Genomic DNA, 17,720 nt, shown 5'->3' with positions numbered 1-17,720 from the left:
CCTTCGGCCCGGCGGCCGCCGGCGCCCATTCATTACATATTGCTCAGTTTCTGCAGCATCTGGTCGGCGGTGGTCACCGCGCGCGAGTTCATTTCGAACGAACGCTGGGCAGTGATCATATTGACCAGTTCTTCAGTCACATTGACGTTGGACGACTCCAGAAAACCGGACTTGATCGCGCCGCGGCTGTCGGTTTGCGGATTACCGTCCTGCGGATCGCCGGAAGCGGCGGTCTGCAGATACAGGTTGCTGCCCAAGCTTTGCAGGCCCTGCGGGTTAATGAAGGTGGTCAGCTGGATGGTGCCGGCGGTCTGCGGCGCGGTGGCGCCGGCCAGCGTGTACTGCACCACCCCGGCGCTGGACACCGTGATCTGCTGCGCGGTGGCCGGGATATTGATGTTGGGATTCAGCGGCAGGCCGTCCGGATTGACCACGTCGCCGTTCGAGTTGCGCTGGAACTGGCCGTTGCGGGTGTAGGCGGTGGTGCCGTCCGGCTGCAGGATGCGGAAGAAACCGTCGCCGTCGATTTCCAGATCCAGCGGCTGGCCGGTTTGCTGCGGACTGCCCTGGCTGAAAATGCGCGACGAAGCCACCGCCGCCGCGCCGGTGCCGATCTGCAGGCCGGTGGGATTGGTATTGCCATTGGCCAGTTGGCCGCCCGGCTGGCGCAGCGTCTGGTAGTACAGATCCTCGAACACGCCGCGGCTGCCCTTGAAGCCTATGGTGTTGACGTTGGCCAGGTTGTTGGACACCACGTCCAGCTGAAACTGGCTGGCGTCCATGCCGGTCTTGGCGATATACAGTGCGCGCATCATGGCGAGTTACCTTGCTTGTTCTATGGCCGCGGTCAGCTGGTGACCGACAACAATTGCGCCGCCTGCTGGTCATCCTGCTGGGCGGTCTGCATCATTTTGATATTGAGTTCGTACTGGCGGCCGTGCGAAATCATCTGCACCAGCGCGTCCACCGAGTTGACGTTGGACGATTCCAGCGTCTCCGGCACCAGCTTCACGTCGGCGCTGGCCGGAGCGGTGCCGCCGCCGTTGACGTGATACAGCCGGTCTTCGCCCTTGTACATGTCTTTGGGGCCAGGATTGATCATCTTGATCTGGCCCACCAGCTGCGGGGTGCGGTTGGTTCCGGACAGCGGAATGGCCAGCACCGAACCGTCCGCGCCCAGCTGCACCTGCGAGCCGGCCGGCACCGTGATCGGGCCGCCGTCGCCCATGATGGGCAGGCCGGTGCGGGTGCGCATCAGGCCGTTGGCGTCCAGCGCATAGCCGCCGTCGCGGGTATAAGCCTCCTGCCCGTCCGGCCCCTGCACCGCGAAAAAGCCGGGCGAGCCCAGCGCGAAATCAGCCGGGTTGCCGGTGTGCTGCAGGCTGCCCTGGCTGGCGTCGAAGCCTATGGTGTTGTCCACCACGTAGGTGCGCGTCGGCGCGCCGTCCCCCACCACCGGCAGCGCCCGGAACGCCGCCAAGTCCGCCTTGAAGGCGTTGGTGTTGACGTTGGCCAGGTTGTTGGCGGTGGTGGCCTGCTGCCACATTTCATGCTTGGCGCCGGTCATGGCCAGAAACAACACTTTATCCATGCTTCAGCCTCTACCTGGATTAGATGTTCAGCAGGGTCTGAATCAGGGTGTCCTGGGTTTTCACGGTCTGCGCGTTGGCCTGGTAGTAGCGCTGCGCGGTGATCATGTTCACCAGTTCGTTGGTCAGGTTGACGTTGGAGTCCTCCACCTGCCCGGCCGACAGCGTGCCGGTATTGCCGGAGCCCGGCGCGTTGACGGTGGCCGGACCGGAGGTGCCGGTCTGCGTCCACAGATTGCCGCCGGTGTCTTGCAGGCCCTGCGGATTGATGAAGTTGGCGAGCGCCACCTGACCGATGGTTTTGGTCTGGCTATTGGAGAAGCTAGCCTGGATCAAACCGTTGGCGGAAATATTGATGGTCTGCAGCGTGCCCGGGGCGGAGCCGTCCTGGGTCACCGGGCTGGTGAAGAAGTTCTGCGCGATCTGGGTGGAATGCGCGAAATTCACCGCCACGGTCTGCGGCGCCGCGGAGCCGTTGGCCGAAGGCGGCGTGAAGGTCACATTGAACGGCGTGTTGGTGGTCAGGTTGCCGTTGGTGTCGAAGCTCAGCGTGAAGGTGCTGGGCGCCGTCGCCGCCGCGCCGTCGACATAGGCGTTCACCGTCCAGGTATTGCCCGCGCCGGCCACCGGCGTATTCAGCGAGTAATAGAACGTCATCTGGTGCGAATTGCCCAGGCTGTCATACACCGTCTGGTTATTGGTCCAGTTGTAGGACGACGGCTGCGCCGGATTGTTGATCGGCGCGGTGGTCGGCGGCGTGGACGCGGAATTCAGCAGCACCGCCATATTCATCTTGCTGGTGGCCGTCGGCGGAATGGAGGTATTGGTCAGTTGCAGATTGCCGACCGGCCCCTGCGAGATCGCGCCTTGCGCGTTGGCGGTCCAGCCTTGCAGGTAGTTGCCGGCGGTGCTGACGATGTAGCCCTGGTTGTTCACCTGGAACTGGCCGTTGCGGCTGTAGGCCTGGGTGCCGTTGGGCAGGCCCATGATGAAGAAGCCAGAGTTATTGATAGCCAAGTCCAGGCTGCGGCCGGTAGTCTCCAGATTGCCGCTGCCCATATTCTGCGTCACCGCCGACACCTGAGTGCCGATGCCCGGCGTGGTGGAAGTCATGCCGTACAGGCTGTTGCCGTACAAGTCGGCGAATTCGGTACGCGAACTCTTGAAGCCGACGGTATTGGCGTTGGCGACGTTGTTGCCTATGGTGTCAAGCTGCGTGGACGCTGCGTTCAGACCACTCAAGCCTTGCTGAAAGCCCATTTTCCCTACTCCTTAACTTAAGCTTGTTTTCGGCAGAGTGCTTCAGGACATCTGCGCAACACTGGACAACGGAACCTGCGTATTGCCGGACAGCACCAGCATCGGCGTGCCTTGCGCCCAGGACACGGCCTTCACCTGCTGGTTGCTGTAGGCGGTGGCGGTGGTGGTCCCGCCGGCGCTGGCCTGGGTGACTTGCGCCGTGAACGTGTAGTTGCCGGCCGGCAGCGGGTTTTTATTGGCGTCGGTGCCATCCCAACTGAAGGTGTTCAAACCGGCGCCCGGATTGGTCAGTGGAACCGAATCCACCACGTTGCCGTTCTTGTCCAGCACGCTGATGGTCACCGACGCGGCCGGGCCGCTCAGCACCACGCCGGCCTGCACGGTCTTGCCCGCCGCCGGCGCGGTGAGGGCGTTGCCCGCCACCATCACGTTCTTGCCTATCATGCTGGAGGCCATCAGCGACTGGGTGGAGTTTTGCGCCGTCACCAGCTGCTGCATGGTCTGGTTCAGCGTCTGCAGGCCCGAAACCTGGCTGATCTGAGCCATCTGGCTGGTCAACTGGCTGTTGTCCATCGGATTGAGCGGATCCTGCGCGTTCAACTGCGCGGTCAGCAGGGTGAGGAAGTTGTTCTGCAGGGATTGGGCGCTGGCGGCCGCGGTGCCGCTGCCGGTGGACGAGCCGTTGGCGGCCTGGACGGAAGTGCTGCCCGGAGCGGGCTGGTTGTTCAGCGAGTTGTAGTTGAACGGGGAGGTTGCACTGGTAGCGGAGGCCATGGCCGTCATCCTTGCGATAAAATTTACTGACCCAGCTGCAGGGTTTTCTGCAGCAGACTCTTGGCGGTGTTCATCATTTCGACATTGTTCTGATAGGCCCGCGAAGCGGCGATCATGTCGGCCATCTCTTCCACCGGATTGACGTTGGGCATGGTCACATAGCCGCGCTCGTCCGCCAGCGGGTTGCCCGGCTCGTACTTCAGCCGCGGCGGCGATTGATCCTCAACCACCGAAGTGACTCTCACGCCGGCCACCTGCGGCTGCGCCGCGTCCACCGGCACCGCGGTGAACACCACATGCCTGCCCTTGTAGGGCTGACCGGTGGAGCTGGTGGCGCTTTCCGCGTTGGCGAGGTTGCTGGCCACCACGTTGAGCCGCATCGACTGCGCCGACAGCGCCGAGCCGGAGATATTGAACAGATTCGACAGAGACATCTAACCTTAACTCCCGGAACCTTGAATGGCCGAATTCAGACTGCTGATGCGCTTGCCGAGGAAGGTCAGCGTGGTCTGGTACTGCAAGGCGTTGTCGGCGAAGGCGCCGCGCTCGACGTCCATGTCCACCGTGTTGCCGTCCAGGCTGGGCTGCACCGCATTGCGGTACTGCATCGGCACGTTGGCGTTGACGCCGCCGGCCTCGCTGGCGAGGTGGCGCGGATCGGTCACCGCCATGGCCAGCTTGCCCTGCTTGTCCTGCTGCGCCTGCAAGGCTGCCTTGAAATCGAAATCCACCGCCTTGTAGTACGGGGTTTCCGCATTGGCGATGTTGCTGCCTATCACCTCGGCGCGATAGGCCTGCAGATTCAGCGCGCGCTGCTGGAAATCGAAATAGTGGGCAATCTTGTCTAGCATGAACAACCTCCTTGCTGGCCATCGATAAAGCACAAAGCGTGCCAGCCCACGCGACGCGCCCAAATCCTTGTTTTAAAAGCCTCTCGCCAATCCCCGGCAAAAAACCCGCCGCACGCCGCGCCGGCAAGCGGCAAAACTTGCCGCCAAGGCCTTCCGCCCGCGCCAGATCAGCTTTGTTGAGGATTTTGCTTGCCCGATGAGAAAAATCGTGCCAAAACCGTCAATAATGCAATAAAGCGCAATGCAGGAGCAGAGGCATGCTGGCTCTAGAACAATTACTGATCTCCCTGGCCGAGCCCTCGCCGGTCCAGGCCCAGATCATCACCAAGGCGCTGGAGGCGCTGGGCGCCGCCCAGATCCAAATCCACCCGAACGGCGAAGAGTTGATCCAGCAGGCGCGCGAGCGCATGCCAAATCTGGTGATCAGCGCCTACCACCTGCCGGACATGACCGGCAGCCAGTTGGTGCAGACGCTGCGCGACAGCCATGACCTGTACGACGTCCCTTTCATCCTGATCTCCAGCGAAACCAAGCAGGAGCGGCTGGAGTCCATCCGCCAGGCCGGCAGTTTGGCCATCCTGCCCAAACCGTTCAGCGAAGAAGAGCTGCACGCCGCCATGCAATCGGTGATGAGCTTCATCAACTGCGACAGCCTGGGCGCGGAAGTGGACGCCGACATGGCGCTGATGAACGTGCTGATCATCGACGACAGCAGCACCTCGCGCCACCACATCCGCCAGGTGCTGGAGAAGCTGGGCTTCGAACACTTTTGCGAGAGCAGCGGCGGCGAGCGGGCGTTGCAGCTGATAGAGCAGGAGGCGTTCCAGCTGATCATCACCGACTATCACATGCCGCAGATGGACGGCATGGAGCTGGCGCGGCGCATCCGCGCCAGCGGCACGCAGGAAGGAGCGCCCATCCTGATGATCACCAGCGACAGCGAGCATGTCGGACAGGCCGAACTGGAAGACGCCGGCATCGCCGCCTGCTGTAGCAAACCCTTCGACATCGACAAGCTGCGCGAACTGGTCCGCCGGCTGCTCAACGAATATTAGCGCTCAGCGCGGCGCCACCCACACCAGGCGCGAATGGCCCTTGTCGCCGCCCAGCGCCTGCCGGCGCCAGTAACCCTGGCTGGAATAGTCCGCTCCGGCAGCCAGATCCGCCGCCTCGCAGAAAGTGATTTCGCCGAAGCCGGCTTTCAGCAGCTGGCTACGCGCCTTTTGCCGGGTCTTGGCGCAGGTCGGATGCCCGGCGGCGGCCACCCATTCGGCCGGCGCCCCGGCTTCCCAGCCCTTCACCCGCTCCAGCTTGGGCTGGGTCATCATCGCCAGGCCATTGAGCACCGCCGCCAACAGGCCATGCCATGTCTCGCCCACCTCGGCCAATTGCGGCGCCAACTCGCCCGGATACTCCACCCGGACCACCTCCACCTGATCGGCGGCCTGCAGCCAGTTGACGCCGTCCGGCGCGAAACCCATCCGCACCAGGGTCAGCAGCAAGGCGCGCCGCTCCGGCTGGTGCGCGACAAAGGCCCCGCCCTCGCCCGGCACATGCAGGAAGAACGCCTCGGCCGGCAAGGCCAGCGTATCCGGCAGATTGCCCGGCTGCCGGGTCTGCCCCAGCGCCAGCGCCAGCGCGTCCCGCAAATGCGACACCACCCGGCCCTGGCGGACGAAATGCCCCCAGGCCTCGGCCAGCGCCAGCTCGCAGCCTATCGCCGACTGCGGAATCTCGAATACCTGCGCCGCGCGCTCCAGCTCACGCCGGATCACATCCTTCATCTGCGCCCTCGCCTCGGCGACCTGCGCTGCCTGGACATATAGCTGGCCCACCCGCTTGGCCCAAGGCCGGGTGGCCGCGTAGCGCTGCACGGCATACTCCATTCCACTGCTTCCTTACAAACGAAAAAGGGCCGCATTGTAACAAACACGGCCCCGCGCCCCAACCCGCCAGCCCTATCCTCCACCCCGGTACGATGCGCGCCGCCCCGTCGACGAGCGGCGCTGGGCATGGCGCCGGTCCTCGACAATGCCGGAATACAGCCACTGGCGGAAATGATTGAGCGTCATCGGCTTGCCGAAATAGAAGCCCTGCAGCAGCTCGAAGCCCTGCACATTCAGGTAGCTTTGCTGCCCCTGCGTCTCCACGCCCTTGACGATCACCCGCACGCCCATTGCCTCGGATGACAGCGGCAGCCCGTCCAGCACATTGCCGCGCAGGCACTCCTGCCCCAGCGCCGAAACGAAGCCTTTCTCCACCTTCAGGTAATCGAAGCCCCAGCGCTGCAGATAAGCCTTGTTGGCATAGCCGGCGCCGAAATCGTCCAGCGCCAGCTTCACGCCCAGCAGGCGCAACTCACGAATTACCTCCAGCGCGCCCGACGCCTCCCGCAGCGGCGTCTGCTCTGATACCTCCAGCACCAGCACCGCCTGCTTTTCGTTCAGCATGTCCAGCATTTCGCGGCAATCGTTGACCAGTTCCGGCATGGCCAGGTGCTCGCTGGCGATATTGATGCCCACCATGAAGCCCGGCGGCAGCACCACCTGGCGCAGCTCGCCGGCCACCCGCTTCAGCAGGTAGCGGGTGAGCGGCACGATCAGGCCGGCGTCTATCGCGGTCTGGATGAACAAGTCGGAACGGACATTGCCCTGCACCGGATGACGCCAGCGCGCCAGCATTTCCACCCCGACGCACTCGCCGCTGGCCGCGGTGACGATGGGTTGGTAATGGGCGAAGAACTCCTGGTGGCGTATCCCCTCCAGGATTTCCCAATCGCTGGCATTGCGCACTCCGGCGCCGCGCAACAGCCACGCGGCCAGCATGCCTCCCGCCAGCAGCGACAGCAGCAGCGCCTCCAGGCTCGCCGCCCAGCTGCGGCTGGCGAAGGCCCAGACGTCGACGCTTCCCGCCACCGCCATGTCCGCCGCCAGGTTCGCCACCGGGAACGCCGCCTCGCCGGGATGCCCGCCCGCGGGCACGATGGCGCCGTCGGCGGACAAGCGCCCGCCCTCCAGCCTCACCTGCAGATCCACCCCCGCCTCGCGCGCTTGCGACAGCAGCGCCCGCAGCCAGCCGGTTTCCAGCTCCAGCGCCGCCATGCCGCCGCGCAGCACCAGCGTCGCCGCCCCCGCGCCGGAGCGCGCCCACTCCAGCGGCCGCTCGCCGGACAGCGCGTCGGATCGGGCCTGGTCCGATCCGCACCAGCGGCCATCGGGCAGGCGGCGGATCGCGTAGCGCGCATGCGGCGTCTGCTGGACCAGCGATGCCAATGCCGCGCGCGCGGACAGGCAGGCGGGCGCATCGATCGCCACCGCGCCCGCTCTCGGCAGCGCCGCGCCGGCCGGCGCCAGCTCTGCCGCCAACTGCCGCGCCAGCCACTGCGCGCGCGCCGACAATTCGGCGTCCGCCGCCCACCACTGCAGCGCCAATAGCGCGGCCATGGCCAGCGCGGCGCTGCCGGCCATCGACAGGCCGTACACGACCGCAGGCCGGGCCTGCGCCGCTCGCCCGGACAACCACCGCACCAGATTTCGCATCATGAATGCCCGCCCCGCCATCGCGGCGAACGCCGCGACACGGCCTGCCTATCCGCGCCGAATGGCCGGCCCATCGCCAGGCCCGCCAGCCCGGTAGCCTTTATATATTTCCAGTGTAGCGGCCGGCGTCCGAATCGCCAGCGCCAGGCGCACCCTCCGTGGACGGACAATCTTTTTTTAAAAAACCCTCATCGGCAAGCCATAAACAATCAAACACTTACCCAGGCTGATTGCGAAAAATAGTTGCAATCGAGCGAAAATTAGCGTACAGTCCGGCCTCTTGCATTTTCACCGGGCAAATCCAAACCTCACGCCTCTTGCCCGAGTGTGTTTTCATCGTCCCTGACCCTTTCCAGGCTTCGTCCAAGCAATAATGTCGCTTTCGACTGGACCGCTGTTCGCCGCTTGCCAGGTTAGTGCCGATGATTTACGGCCCACAGGCGCCGTATAACCGCCACGAAATCTGGCTATAAGTGACGCCGGCATCATCCGGCCTGAAAGGATATACATGAACTTTTCCGATCTGGGCATCGCCCCGACCATCCTGCGCGCTCTGGAAGCTGCCGGCTACACCTCCCCGACCTCGGTTCAAGCCGAAGCCGTTCCGGCCGCCATCGCTGGCCGCGACCTGCTGGTTTCCGCTCAAACCGGCAGCGGCAAGACCGCCGCCTTCCTGCTGCCCGCGCTGACCAAGCTGTCGGAACGCTCCACCGGCAAGGGCCAAGGCCCGCGCGTGCTGGTGCTGACCCCGACCCGCGAACTGGCGCAGCAAGTTGAGAAGAACGCGCTGGAATATGGCAAGGACCTGCGCTGGATGAAGACCGCCTGCCTGGTGGGCGGCTCCTCCTTCGGCTTCCAGATTCGCGCCCTGTCCCGCCCGATCGATCTGATCGTGGCCACTCCGGGCCGCCTGATGGACCACATGCGCTCTGGCCGCATCGACTTCTCCCGCCTGGAAATGCTGGTGCTGGACGAAGCCGACCGCATGCTGGACATGGGCTTCATCGACGATATCGAAGCCATCGTCAAGGCTACGCCGGAAACCCGTCAAACCGTGCTGTTCTCCGCCACGCTGGACGGCATCGTCGGCCGCATGGCTGAAAAAATGACCCGCGATCCGCAGCGCATCGAGATCGCCCGCACCGAAACCTCGGGCGGCACCATCGAAGAGCACCTGCTGTACGCGGACGACCTGAACCACAAGCATCGCCTGCTGGATCACATCCTGAAGGAATCCGGCTTCGACCAGTGCGTGATCTTCTCCGCCACCAAGGCGTATACCGAAGAGCTGGCCGACAAGCTGGCCGACCAGGGCTATTCCGCCGCCTGCCTGCACGGCGACATGCCGCAAAGCTGGCGCAACCGCACCCTGAACGACCTGCGCCGCGGCCGCATCAAGGTATTGGTTGCCACTGACGTGGCCGCCCGCGGCATCGACGTGCCGACCATCACCCACGTGGTGAACTTCGACCTGCCGAAGCAAGCTGAAGACTACGTGCACCGCATCGGCCGTACCGGCCGCGCCGGCCGCGACGGCACCGCCATCACTCTGGCGGAAGCGAAAGAGTCGCACAAGGTGCGCCGCATCGAGCAATACCTGAAGCGTTCCATCACCGAAGGCGTGATCGAAGGCATGGAGCCGACCCGTCGTCCGTCCAAGGGCGGCCCGCGCCGCAACGGCAAGCCGGGCGGCTACGGCGATCGTCGCAACGGCGGCTACCAAGGCCAGCGTCGCGAAGGCGGCTACCAGGGCCAACGCCGCGAAGGCGGCTACCAAGGCAACCGCGGTCCGCGCACCAGCGCGCAGTAATCGCGTCAAGCACGAAAAAGCGGCGGGTCATCCCGCCGCTTTTTTCATTGCAGCCCGCCCCGCCTACTTGGCCGCAGGGCAATCCATCGCCGAGCCGCCCATGAACGAGCCATTGGGCACGCCATTGCTGTAAGTGGTGCCGCCCAGCATCAAGCCCTTGTTCGCATGCGCGCCGCCGGCCGGGAACGGTGCCAGGTAGTTGATGCGCGAATTGGCGTTGGCCACCCCGGCGCTGTTATAGCCGAAGGAAACATTGCCGGCGAACACGATCTTGGCCGTCGTCATCACGCTGCCCGCCCCTTGGCCCGGCAGGTGCGACCAACCGCTGATGTCCATTTCCTTGCCGTTGATCACCAAGCTGGTGATGCCGCCGCCCGGCCAGGCCGCTCCGGCCAGGTTGCCCCAGCTGCCGCTGACGGTGAAGCCCACCAAATCGATGTAGCGGGTCACCTGCATGCCGTTCACATTGCCGGAAATCATCAGCTGATTAGGCGTGCTGGCGCCGATGTAGTTGATCGAGCCATTGGTGCCGCGCATGTCGAAACCGCTGTTGATCACCGCGTAAGTGGTGCCGCAATCGTTTATCCCCGCCGAGGCAGCCATGCTCCAGCCCGCCGCCGCCGCCAGCGCCGCCATTTTCCATCCGTTCATCGCTTCGCTCCATCTGAGTTGCTCTGCTTCATCGAAGCAGGGTTGGAAACATTCCAACCTATGCATATTGCATTTCAATTAATGACCGCGCCAGCGCGGCGGGCGAAAATCGGCTGCCTCATTGCGCGCCGTCAAACCGCTGCCGCAGCGCCAGCGCCAGCAACAGCCAGGCGCCGTGCGGCAGCCATTGCTCGCTCCAGCGCCACGATTGGCTGATGTCGGTTTCCTCCGGCAGCAGGAAGGCGATGCCGCCCTCCGCCCCCGGCGCGCCGGTGATGCCGTTGCATACCCCGCCGCAGGCGTTGTAGTAGCCGGGCTCGTAATGCGGGTTGTTGCGGCCATGGCCCTGCAGCATGCAGGTATCGAAAGGATTCATGCCCAGAATCCAGTCCAGCGCTGACTGCGCGTAGCCGTGCAGCCGCGGCGCCAGCTCCGGCCAGCGCCGGCCGCCCGCCCAGGCCGCGGCCGCCAGCGAAGCCAGCCTGGCGTTCTCTCCCTGCCACCAGTAGCCGCTGGCGTTGTCGTGCGGCATGAAGAAGCGCGCCCCCGGCGTCCGGCCCGGCCGCTGCGCCCATTGCCGCGGATAGCCGAAGGGGTTCCCCTCCTGAACGGCGCTGCGCGCCATCTCGCCCTGCATGGCCAGCCGCCAGCCCCGTTCCGCCTCCGCCGCGTACAGTCCATCCGGCAGCGTTTCCAGATAACGCGCCAGCGCCAGCGCCGGCAGGCCGGCATCGGACGCGTGGCAATAACTGAACTGGCGCTCGTCGTCCAGCCAAAACCAGCCGTCCTCATGCTGGTGCGCCAGCAGGCAAGCCACTCGCTCGGCCGCCGCGTCGGCGTAATCGCCGTCGCCGGTGGCGGCATGCAGTTCGCACGCGGCCAACAGCGCGCAATAGTCGTCGATCAGGTTTTCCCGGCCATCAGCCAGGTAGGACAAGCCATGCTCCTGCAAATGGACGAAGCCGCGCCTGGCCGCCGCCAGCATCGCCTCGCGCGGCGCGTCGCCGTCGCGCGACAAGCCGGCCGCCGCCGCCAGCGCCGCCACCGCCATGCCGCCGCCCTGGCGCCAGCCGGCTTGGAAGGCGGACGAGCGCAGCCCCTGCTGGGTGGAATAGGCGCACAGGCTGCGCCGGTCTTCGTCTTTGCTCCAGCCATCGAACAATGTCTGGTAGAAAAAGCCCGATTCGTGTTGCATGCGCAGCAGAAAGGCCGCGCCATGCAGCGCCTCGTCCGTCATCCGCTCGTCAAACCACTTGGGCTGCGCCGACAGCGCGCGGCGGGCTCGGACCAGGCTCCAGACCAGCAGCGGCGTCTGTTGCGGATTCAAGTGGTTGGCGTAAGAAAGGTGGCTGAGATATTTCGAGCAGTCGCCGGAGGCGTCGAACCAGCCTCCGCGCGCGTCGCGCCGCTCATCCGTCCCCTCCACCCGCGCCTGGCGGTCGGCCTGGTCGTACAGGCCACTGCAGCGCTGCGATTTGAAGTAGTGCAGCAGATCGGACAGCAACGGCGTGCCGAAGCGCCGATCCGCCACCTCGAACGGCGCCGACAGCAGCGGCGGCGCGCTGCCGTCCAGCCACAGCTGGTAGCGGCCCGGCGCCCGCAGCGCGCTGATATCGGCCTGCCAGTAGTGCCAATCGCGCCAGCCGTCCACGCGCCCCAAAGCATGCAGCGGGCTGCGCAGCACCGGACGCCGCTCGGCGTCCAGCACCGTCACGCTGTCCACCGCCGCGTCGCCCGGCCCCTGCAGCAGCGCGCGCTTGGCGGCGGACGTTTCAAACCCCAGATGATTGAACAGAAACTGCAGCGCCATCACGCCCTCCTCTGCCGGATATCAGGAATGAGCGGCCCGCCCGTTCAGCCGCGGCCGCTTTTCAGCAACACCTCGTACTGCGGATTGAATTCGTCGAAAATCGCCAGGGCGGCGGCGCCCAGCGCCACCACGTCGCGCCCGGCGCTGCCCAGCCGCAGGCGCTCGCCGCCGCGGTGCCGGGTGGACACCGGCAAGGGATCCAGACGCCGTACCAGCGCCCCCATCCAGGCCGGGGGCAGCAGGCCGCCGATCACCACCGCGTCGATGTCCAGCAGGCATTCGAGGATGTTCACCGCCTGCCGCAAGGGAGCGGCCGCGCTTGCCAGCCAGGCCTCGCCGGCCGCGTCCACTTCCCGCCGCGCCAGGTACTCGGGCGTGGCCAGCGCGCCATCCGCCAGCCCCAGCGCCTCATACAGCGCCCGCAAAGACACGTAGCGCTCCAGACAGCCCTGGTTGCCGCACTCGCAGGCGCGCCCCCCCGGCACCACGATCATGTGGCCGACCTCTCCCGCGTTGTGGCGGCCGCCCGCGTACAGGCGGCCATCCAGAAACAAGCCCGCGCCGAGGCCGGTGCCGATGAACAGGTAAACGAAGTTTTGCAGCTGGCTGGCCATGCCGTACAGGCGCTCGCCTATCGCCGCCGCGGTGGCATCCTTCTCCAGCAGCACCGGCATGCCCAGCGCCGCGCTCAGCGCCGCGGCGTCGATGTTTTCCCAGCCGGGCAGCGTGGTCGGCCCCACCGAGGTCATGCCCTCCACGCCGAACGGCCCCGGCATCACCAGGCCCATTCCCAGCAAACGGCTCCAATCCAGGCCAGACTCGCGCCGCAGCCGTTGCGCCGCGTCGGCGATCAAGGGCAGCGCCGCCCCCGGCGACGGCCGCTTCACCGCCAGTTCCACCCTGGCGCGCACCTGGCCGGCCAGATCCACCACCACCGCGATCAGCGATTGGTGATCCAGCTGCACGCCTATCGAATACGCGCCGTCGGGGTTGATGCTCAACGGGATGGCCGGCTGGCCGCGCGCGCCGTCGCGCAGCGGCTCGCCGGCCGACAGCACGCCGGCCGCCAGCAATTCGGCGGCGATGTTCGATACCGTCTGCGGCGTCAGCGCCGTCATTCTGGCGATATCCGCCCGGGTAAGCTGCCGATTGCGGCGTATGGTTTCCAGCACCGCCCGGCGATTGTGCGAACGGGCGTGCTCCAGATTGGTTCCGGACACCATCAGCGGGTCCGGCTTGGCGGCAGGCGATTTCATGAGGCGGGAGTATGGCGCGGCCCACCGCCACCGGCAAGCATTTGTCATTTCAAGGCAATTAAATAAATCAACTTGACGAAATAAATAGCCAATGCTTTACTGCTGAAAATCCAAATGTCATCATTGATGAGGCGGCCGCTAGGCCATACCAAGCATGCACATTCCAGCGAAATTCCTGATCGGCGTCGACGGCGGCGGCACCGGCACACGGACCTGCGTCGCCGCGCCCGACGGCGCGGTGCTGGCGCAGGCGGAAGGCCCGGGATCGGCCTTGTCGCTGGGCGTGGAAAAAGCCTGGCGCACGATACTGTCCACGCTGGACGCGGCTTTCGCGCGCATCGGCGTCGCCAGCCCCAGCTACCGCGACTGCGCGCTGGGCATCGGCCTGTCCGGCGTGCACAACAGCCAATGGGCGCGGCAGTTTCAGGCTCAATCCCCCGGCTTCGCCGCGCTCAAGCTGGCCACCGACGGCTTCACCACCTTGCTGGGCGCGCACGCCGGCAAACCAGGCGTGATCGTGGCGCTGGGCACCGGCAGCATAGGCGAGGCGCTGTACGCCGACGGCAGCCACCGCGAGGTGGGCGGCTGGGGCTATCCCAGCGGCGACGAAGCCAGCGGCGCCTGGCTGGGACAGCGGGCGGCCCAGCTCACCCAGATGGCGCTGGACGGCCGCAGCAGCCACGGCCCGCTGACTCGCTCGGTGCTGGAATTCGTCGGCGGCAGCTGGCAAAGCATGATGGGCTGGAACGGCCGCGCCACGCCGGCGCAGTTCGCCCAGCTGGCGCCGCTGGTGCTGGCCGCGGCCCGCACCGATCCGCAAGCCGACGCGCTGCTGCGGCAGGCGGGCGAGGACGCCTGGGCCATCGCCCGCGCGCTCGATCCGCGCTCGGAGCTGCCGACGGCGCTGTGCGGCGGCCTGGGGCAGGCGCTGCGCGACTGGCTGCCGCCCGGTTTCCGCCAGCAACTGGTGCCGCCGCAGGGCGATGCCACCCGCGGCGCGCTGCTGTTGCTGCAACGTTGAAAAACACTAAGGAGAAGACTGCGATGAAACCCCACCGACAGGCGCTGGCCTGCCTCGCCCTGCTGGCCTGCGCCCTCGGCGCGCCGGCCCATGCCGACAAGGTCAAGCTGGAATTCTGGACCGACTCGCTGAAGCCGCGCTTCGACGGCTATTTCGCCGCGGTGAAGAAAACCTACGAAGCGCAGCACCCGGATGTGGAAGTGCAGTGGGTGGACGTGTTCAACGACAACTTCGAAACCAAGCTCAACGCCGCCATCGCCGCCGGCAAGCCGCCGGCGCTGGTCAACCACGACGTGCCGCGGCTGTTCAAGTATTCGCAAAAAGGCTCGCTGATCCCGCTGGACAGCGCGCTGGGAGCCGACAAGTCCGCCTACCTGCCCAACGCGCTGGCCGACCTGAGCTTCGGCGGCAAGCTGTACGGCCTGCCCTGGTACAACAACGTCAATGTGCTGACGCTCAACGGCGAGCTGTTCCGCAAGGCCGGCCTGGATCCGCGCCATCCCATCGCCAGCCTGGACGACGAGCTGCGGCTGGCCAAAATCATCAAGGCCAAAACCGGCGTGCCCGGCCTGCTGCCGCAATTGGGCCAGATAGACGGCATCATGCTGGGCCAGGGCCTGCCGCTGATCCAGAACGGCAAGGCGGTGTTCAATAGCCCGGCGCACGCCGCGCTGGTCCGCAAGTTCGCCGACGCCTACCGGGCCGGCGCGCTGGCGCGCGACAGCCTGTTCGCCGACGACAACTATCAGGACAGCGTCAAGCTCTACAACAGCGGCCGGCTGGCGATGATGGAAACCGCGCCCACCGCCGCGCAAAAAGCCCGGGAAGACGCCCGTGGCATCTACGCCGCCACCGTGGTGCAGCCGGCGCCGCTGGGGCCGACCCGCATCGTCCAGGGCGGTTACCTGTTCAGCTGGGCAGTGTCCCGCGGCCTGCCGGCGCGCACCCAGCAGGAGGCGGTGAAGTTCGCCCGCTTCCTGACCAGCGACAGCCAGCAGCTGGCCTTCTCCAAAGTGACCGGCGCCACCTTCCCTTCCACGCAGAAGGCGCTCGCCGACAGTTATTTCGTCAAGGCCTCGGCCGACGGCGGCGCGATCGAAAGCTCGCGCATCGAAGGCGCCAAGGTGGCGCGCAATATCCGCACCCTGGTGCTGACCGGCGTCCCCCGGGTCGCCGATCTGAAAAAGAGCCTGGTGGACAATGTGGAAGCCGCCGTCACCGGCAAGAAAGACGCGCAGAAGGCGCTGGACGACGCCGCCGCCTTCTGGAACCGGCACTTGCAGTAGCGACAGGAGCCCAGTCTCTCCTCCTCGCCCCTTCCGGTTAGCCGGAGAGGGGCATTTTTTCAGCGCCCGCGGAAACCCTCCATGAAATCGTCGGAACGCAACGCCTGGCTGTTCCTGGCGCCGGCCCTGCTGCTGCTGGCCGTGTTCACCTTCTGGCCGCTGCTGTTCGGCGGCTTCATCGCCTTCACCCGCTACGACCTGGTGTCGCCGCCGCAATGGGTCGGGCTGGACAACTTCCGCGACCTGCTGGACGACGCGGTGTTCTGGCAGGCGATGGCCAACTCGCTGAAATACCTGCTGGTGGTGCCCGCCATCCAGCTGTCCGGCATCGCGCTGGCGGTGCTGGCCAACCGCAGCCTGCCCGGCATCCGGCTGTTCCGCGCCGCCCTTTACCTGCCGGTGGTCACCACCGTGTCAGTGGTGGGCATCATGTGGAACTGGATGTACGCCGATTACGGCGTGCTCAACAGCGCGCTGCACTGGCTGAAGCTGTTGGCGGCGGAGCGCGACATCGGCTTTCTCAGCGACGACAGCCTGGCGCTGTATTCGGTGATGTTCGTCACCTGGTGGCGCGGCCTGGGCTATTACATGGTGCTGTACCTGGCCGGCCTGCAATCGATACCGGCGGAGATGCAGGAAGCGGCGCGGCTGGACGGCGCCAACGCCTGGCAGCGCTTCTGGCGCATCACCGTGCCCATGCTCAAGCCCACCATTCTGTTTTGCAGCCTGATCTCCACGCTGGACGCGCTGAAGGCTTTCGAAGAGGTGCTGGTGATGACGCGCGGCGCGCCGCTCAACTCCACCTACACCGTGCTGTACTACGCCTTCCACCAGGGCTTCAACCAGCTGGACTTCGGCCGCGGTGCCGCCGCCGGCCTGACGCTGGCCCTGGTCTGCCTGCTGCTGGCCTGGCTGAATTTCAAACTGATCCGCGCCGACCACCGCTGAGGACGCCATGACCGCCATCGCCCTGCTTCGCCCCGCCGCGCGCCGCCGCGCGCTGCGCCGCCTGCCCCATAGCCTGTTGCTGCTGGCGCTGTCCTTCGCCTGCTGCTATCCCTTCATCTGGACGCTGGGCATCGCCTTCGGCAACGGCGAGCAGGTGTTCGACTTCCCGCCCGAGCTGTGGCCGCGCGACGCCGGCTGGCGCCACTTCATCGCGGTGTGGGACGCCATTCCGCTGGGGCGCTTCTTCTGCAACTCGCTGTGGATCTCCGGGCTGACCACCGCCGGCACGCTGGTCGTTTCGGCGCTGGCCGCCTTCCCGCTGGCCAAGCTGCGCTTTCGCGGCCGGCAACTGGTGTTCTACGCCATTCTCGCCACCCTGCTCTTGCCCAGCGAAATCAACTTCATCAGCAACTACGTCACCATTTCGCGGCTGGGGCTGGACGACAGCCGGCTGGGCGTGGTGCTGCCATCCTTGGCCGGCGCCTTCGGCATTTATCTGATGAAGCACGCGTTCGAGGAGATTCCCGATGAAATCGTCGACGCCGCCCGCATGGACGGCGCCGGCGACTGGCAGGTGTTCTGGCGCATCTGCCTGCCGCTCAGCCTGCCTTACCTCGCCACGCTGGGCATCTTCACGCTGGTGTGGTCGTGGAATGTCTATGTCTGGCCCAGCGTGGTGCTGAAAACACCGGAACTCTATCCCTTGTCGGTGGGCGTGCTGTACCTGAAGGGCGCCTTCGCCACCTCCACCCGGATGGTGGCGGCCGGCGCGGTGATCGCCATCGCTCCGGTGCTGCTGGTGTTCCTGTGCTGCCAGCGCTTCTTCATGCGCGGCATGGACGGCGCGGTGAAATAGCCGCCCCCCCATCGTATTGTCAGACAGCGGAGGCTCCTTTACTCTGGCTGCAGCGGCCGACATTCCAAA

17 protein-coding genes are annotated in these 17,720 nt (G+C 65.9%); 6 read left to right on the top strand and 11 right to left on the bottom strand.

Annotated elements, in window-relative coordinates; genetic code table 11:
• Nucleotides 1–32: 32 nt before the first annotated feature.
• Genes flgG through flgB form a run of 6 tightly spaced genes read right to left on the bottom strand, consistent with a single transcriptional unit; the run spans nucleotide 33 to nucleotide 4,474 of the window.
• The gene (gene flgG / locus U6115_RS10015) at nucleotides 33–815 is read right to left on the bottom strand and encodes a flagellar basal-body rod protein FlgG (protein ID WP_043581144.1); all 783 of its coding nucleotides are present in this window, start codon (nucleotides 813–815) and stop codon (nucleotides 33–35) included.
• A 32-nt stretch (nucleotides 816–847) separates the two neighbouring features.
• Nucleotides 848–1,591, bottom strand: coding sequence for a flagellar basal body rod protein FlgF (locus U6115_RS10010; RefSeq protein ID WP_043581142.1), 744 nt, complete (start codon nucleotides 1,589–1,591; stop codon nucleotides 848–850).
• Between the two features lie 19 nt (nucleotides 1,592–1,610).
• Complete coding sequence (flgE, locus tag U6115_RS10005; protein WP_043581140.1) at nucleotides 1,611–2,849, bottom strand: flagellar hook protein FlgE; 1,239 nt, start codon at nucleotides 2,847–2,849, stop codon at nucleotides 1,611–1,613.
• Between the two features lie 42 nt (nucleotides 2,850–2,891).
• Nucleotides 2,892–3,623 (bottom strand): flagellar hook assembly protein FlgD, encoded by a 732-nt coding sequence (locus tag U6115_RS10000; RefSeq protein WP_181243338.1) that lies wholly within the window; start codon nucleotides 3,621–3,623, stop codon nucleotides 2,892–2,894.
• Between the two features lie 23 nt (nucleotides 3,624–3,646).
• Nucleotides 3,647–4,057 carry a flagellar basal body rod protein FlgC gene (gene flgC, locus U6115_RS09995; protein WP_043581138.1) on the bottom strand — a complete coding sequence of 137 codons (411 nt, stop codon included), beginning with the start codon at nucleotides 4,055–4,057 and terminating at the stop codon, nucleotides 3,647–3,649.
• A 6-nt stretch (nucleotides 4,058–4,063) separates the two neighbouring features.
• Entirely contained in the window at nucleotides 4,064–4,474 is a 411-nt protein-coding gene (flgB, locus tag U6115_RS09990; protein ID WP_043581136.1) for a flagellar basal body rod protein FlgB, read from the bottom strand.
• A 257-nt stretch (nucleotides 4,475–4,731) separates the two neighbouring features.
• Between flgB and U6115_RS09985 the strand changes: the two genes are divergently transcribed.
• Entirely contained in the window at nucleotides 4,732–5,529 is a 798-nt protein-coding gene (locus tag U6115_RS09985; RefSeq protein ID WP_043581134.1) for a response regulator, read from the top strand.
• Nucleotides 5,530–5,532: 3 nt separating this feature from the next.
• Here the strand turns inward: U6115_RS09985 and U6115_RS09980 are convergent, their stop codons facing one another.
• Both U6115_RS09980 and U6115_RS09975 read right to left on the bottom strand, forming a co-directional pair.
• Complete coding sequence (locus U6115_RS09980) at nucleotides 5,533–6,360, bottom strand: hypothetical protein (RefSeq protein ID WP_043581131.1); 828 nt, start codon at nucleotides 6,358–6,360, stop codon at nucleotides 5,533–5,535.
• 72 nt (nucleotides 6,361–6,432) lie between these two features.
• On the bottom strand, nucleotides 6,433–8,016 hold the full coding sequence (locus tag U6115_RS09975; protein WP_231882385.1) for an EAL domain-containing protein: 1,584 nt from the start codon (nucleotides 8,014–8,016) through the stop codon (nucleotides 6,433–6,435).
• Between the two features lie 499 nt (nucleotides 8,017–8,515).
• On the opposite strand from U6115_RS09975, the gene U6115_RS09970 reads away from it, so the two are divergent.
• A complete protein-coding gene (locus tag U6115_RS09970; protein ID WP_043581129.1) occupies nucleotides 8,516–9,823 on the top strand; it encodes a DEAD/DEAH box helicase in 1,308 nt (435 codons plus the stop codon).
• Nucleotides 9,824–9,886: 63 nt separating this feature from the next.
• Here U6115_RS09970 and U6115_RS09965 read toward each other — a convergent pair whose 3' ends face one another.
• The 3 genes from U6115_RS09965 to U6115_RS09955 form a co-directional block, all read right to left on the bottom strand.
• Nucleotides 9,887–10,474 carry a hypothetical protein gene (locus U6115_RS09965; RefSeq protein WP_146008334.1) on the bottom strand — a complete coding sequence of 196 codons (588 nt, stop codon included), beginning with the start codon at nucleotides 10,472–10,474 and terminating at the stop codon, nucleotides 9,887–9,889.
• A 118-nt stretch (nucleotides 10,475–10,592) separates the two neighbouring features.
• The gene (locus U6115_RS09960) at nucleotides 10,593–12,284 is read right to left on the bottom strand and encodes a glycoside hydrolase family 9 protein (protein ID WP_230623460.1); all 1,692 of its coding nucleotides are present in this window, start codon (nucleotides 12,282–12,284) and stop codon (nucleotides 10,593–10,595) included.
• Between the two features lie 44 nt (nucleotides 12,285–12,328).
• Nucleotides 12,329–13,540, bottom strand: coding sequence for an ROK family transcriptional regulator (locus tag U6115_RS09955; RefSeq protein ID WP_080770362.1), 1,212 nt, complete (start codon nucleotides 13,538–13,540; stop codon nucleotides 12,329–12,331).
• Nucleotides 13,541–13,694: 154 nt separating this feature from the next.
• On the opposite strand from U6115_RS09955, the gene U6115_RS09950 reads away from it, so the two are divergent.
• The 4 genes from U6115_RS09950 to U6115_RS09935 all read left to right on the top strand — a co-directional run bounded on the left by U6115_RS09950 (nucleotide 13,695) and on the right by U6115_RS09935 (nucleotide 17,651).
• The gene (locus U6115_RS09950; RefSeq protein ID WP_043581125.1) at nucleotides 13,695–14,561 is read left to right on the top strand and encodes a glucosamine kinase nucleotide-binding domain-containing protein; all 867 of its coding nucleotides are present in this window, start codon (nucleotides 13,695–13,697) and stop codon (nucleotides 14,559–14,561) included.
• A 23-nt stretch (nucleotides 14,562–14,584) separates the two neighbouring features.
• Nucleotides 14,585–15,847, top strand: a complete 1,263-nt coding sequence (locus U6115_RS09945; protein ID WP_043581123.1) for an ABC transporter substrate-binding protein — start codon at nucleotides 14,585–14,587, stop codon at nucleotides 15,845–15,847.
• A gap of 81 nt (nucleotides 15,848–15,928) precedes the next feature.
• Nucleotides 15,929–16,795 (top strand): carbohydrate ABC transporter permease, encoded by an 867-nt coding sequence (locus U6115_RS09940; protein ID WP_043581121.1) that lies wholly within the window; start codon nucleotides 15,929–15,931, stop codon nucleotides 16,793–16,795.
• A 7-nt stretch (nucleotides 16,796–16,802) separates the two neighbouring features.
• Nucleotides 16,803–17,651 carry a carbohydrate ABC transporter permease gene (locus U6115_RS09935; protein WP_043581119.1) on the top strand — a complete coding sequence of 283 codons (849 nt, stop codon included), beginning with the start codon at nucleotides 16,803–16,805 and terminating at the stop codon, nucleotides 17,649–17,651.
• Nucleotides 17,652–17,720 lie beyond the last annotated feature (69 nt).

The organism is Chromobacterium subtsugae, assembly GCF_035919665.1.
Taxonomy (GTDB): domain Bacteria; phylum Pseudomonadota; class Gammaproteobacteria; order Burkholderiales; family Chromobacteriaceae; genus Chromobacterium; species Chromobacterium subtsugae.
This window is presented reverse-complemented; position numbering and strand designations above follow the sequence as displayed.

Coding starts and splice junctions, on each gene's coding strand:
- flgG (WP_043581144.1), bottom strand. CDS start 815: ATGATGCGCGCACTGTATATCGCCAAGACCGGCATGGACGCCAGCCAG.
- U6115_RS10010 (WP_043581142.1), bottom strand. CDS start 1,591: ATGGATAAAGTGTTGTTTCTGGCCATGACCGGCGCCAAGCATGAAATG.
- flgE (WP_043581140.1), bottom strand. CDS start 2,849: ATGGGCTTTCAGCAAGGCTTGAGTGGTCTGAACGCAGCGTCCACGCAG.
- U6115_RS10000 (WP_181243338.1), bottom strand. CDS start 3,623: ATGGCCTCCGCTACCAGTGCAACCTCCCCGTTCAACTACAACTCGCTG.
- flgC (WP_043581138.1), bottom strand. CDS start 4,057: ATGTCTCTGTCGAATCTGTTCAATATCTCCGGCTCGGCGCTGTCGGCG.
- flgB (WP_043581136.1), bottom strand. CDS start 4,474: ATGCTAGACAAGATTGCCCACTATTTCGATTTCCAGCAGCGCGCGCTG.
- U6115_RS09985 (WP_043581134.1), top strand. CDS start 4,732: ATGCTGGCTCTAGAACAATTACTGATCTCCCTGGCCGAGCCCTCGCCG.
- U6115_RS09980 (WP_043581131.1), bottom strand. CDS start 6,360: ATGGAGTATGCCGTGCAGCGCTACGCGGCCACCCGGCCTTGGGCCAAG.
- U6115_RS09975 (WP_231882385.1), bottom strand. CDS start 8,016: ATGATGCGAAATCTGGTGCGGTGGTTGTCCGGGCGAGCGGCGCAGGCC.
- U6115_RS09965 (WP_146008334.1), bottom strand. CDS start 10,474: ATGAACGGATGGAAAATGGCGGCGCTGGCGGCGGCGGCGGGCTGGAGC.
- U6115_RS09960 (WP_230623460.1), bottom strand. CDS start 12,284: ATGGCGCTGCAGTTTCTGTTCAATCATCTGGGGTTTGAAACGTCCGCC.
- U6115_RS09955 (WP_080770362.1), bottom strand. CDS start 13,540: ATGAAATCGCCTGCCGCCAAGCCGGACCCGCTGATGGTGTCCGGAACC.
- U6115_RS09950 (WP_043581125.1), top strand. CDS start 13,695: ATGCACATTCCAGCGAAATTCCTGATCGGCGTCGACGGCGGCGGCACC.
- U6115_RS09945 (WP_043581123.1), top strand. CDS start 14,585: ATGAAACCCCACCGACAGGCGCTGGCCTGCCTCGCCCTGCTGGCCTGC.
- U6115_RS09940 (WP_043581121.1), top strand. CDS start 15,929: ATGAAATCGTCGGAACGCAACGCCTGGCTGTTCCTGGCGCCGGCCCTG.
- U6115_RS09935 (WP_043581119.1), top strand. CDS start 16,803: ATGACCGCCATCGCCCTGCTTCGCCCCGCCGCGCGCCGCCGCGCGCTG.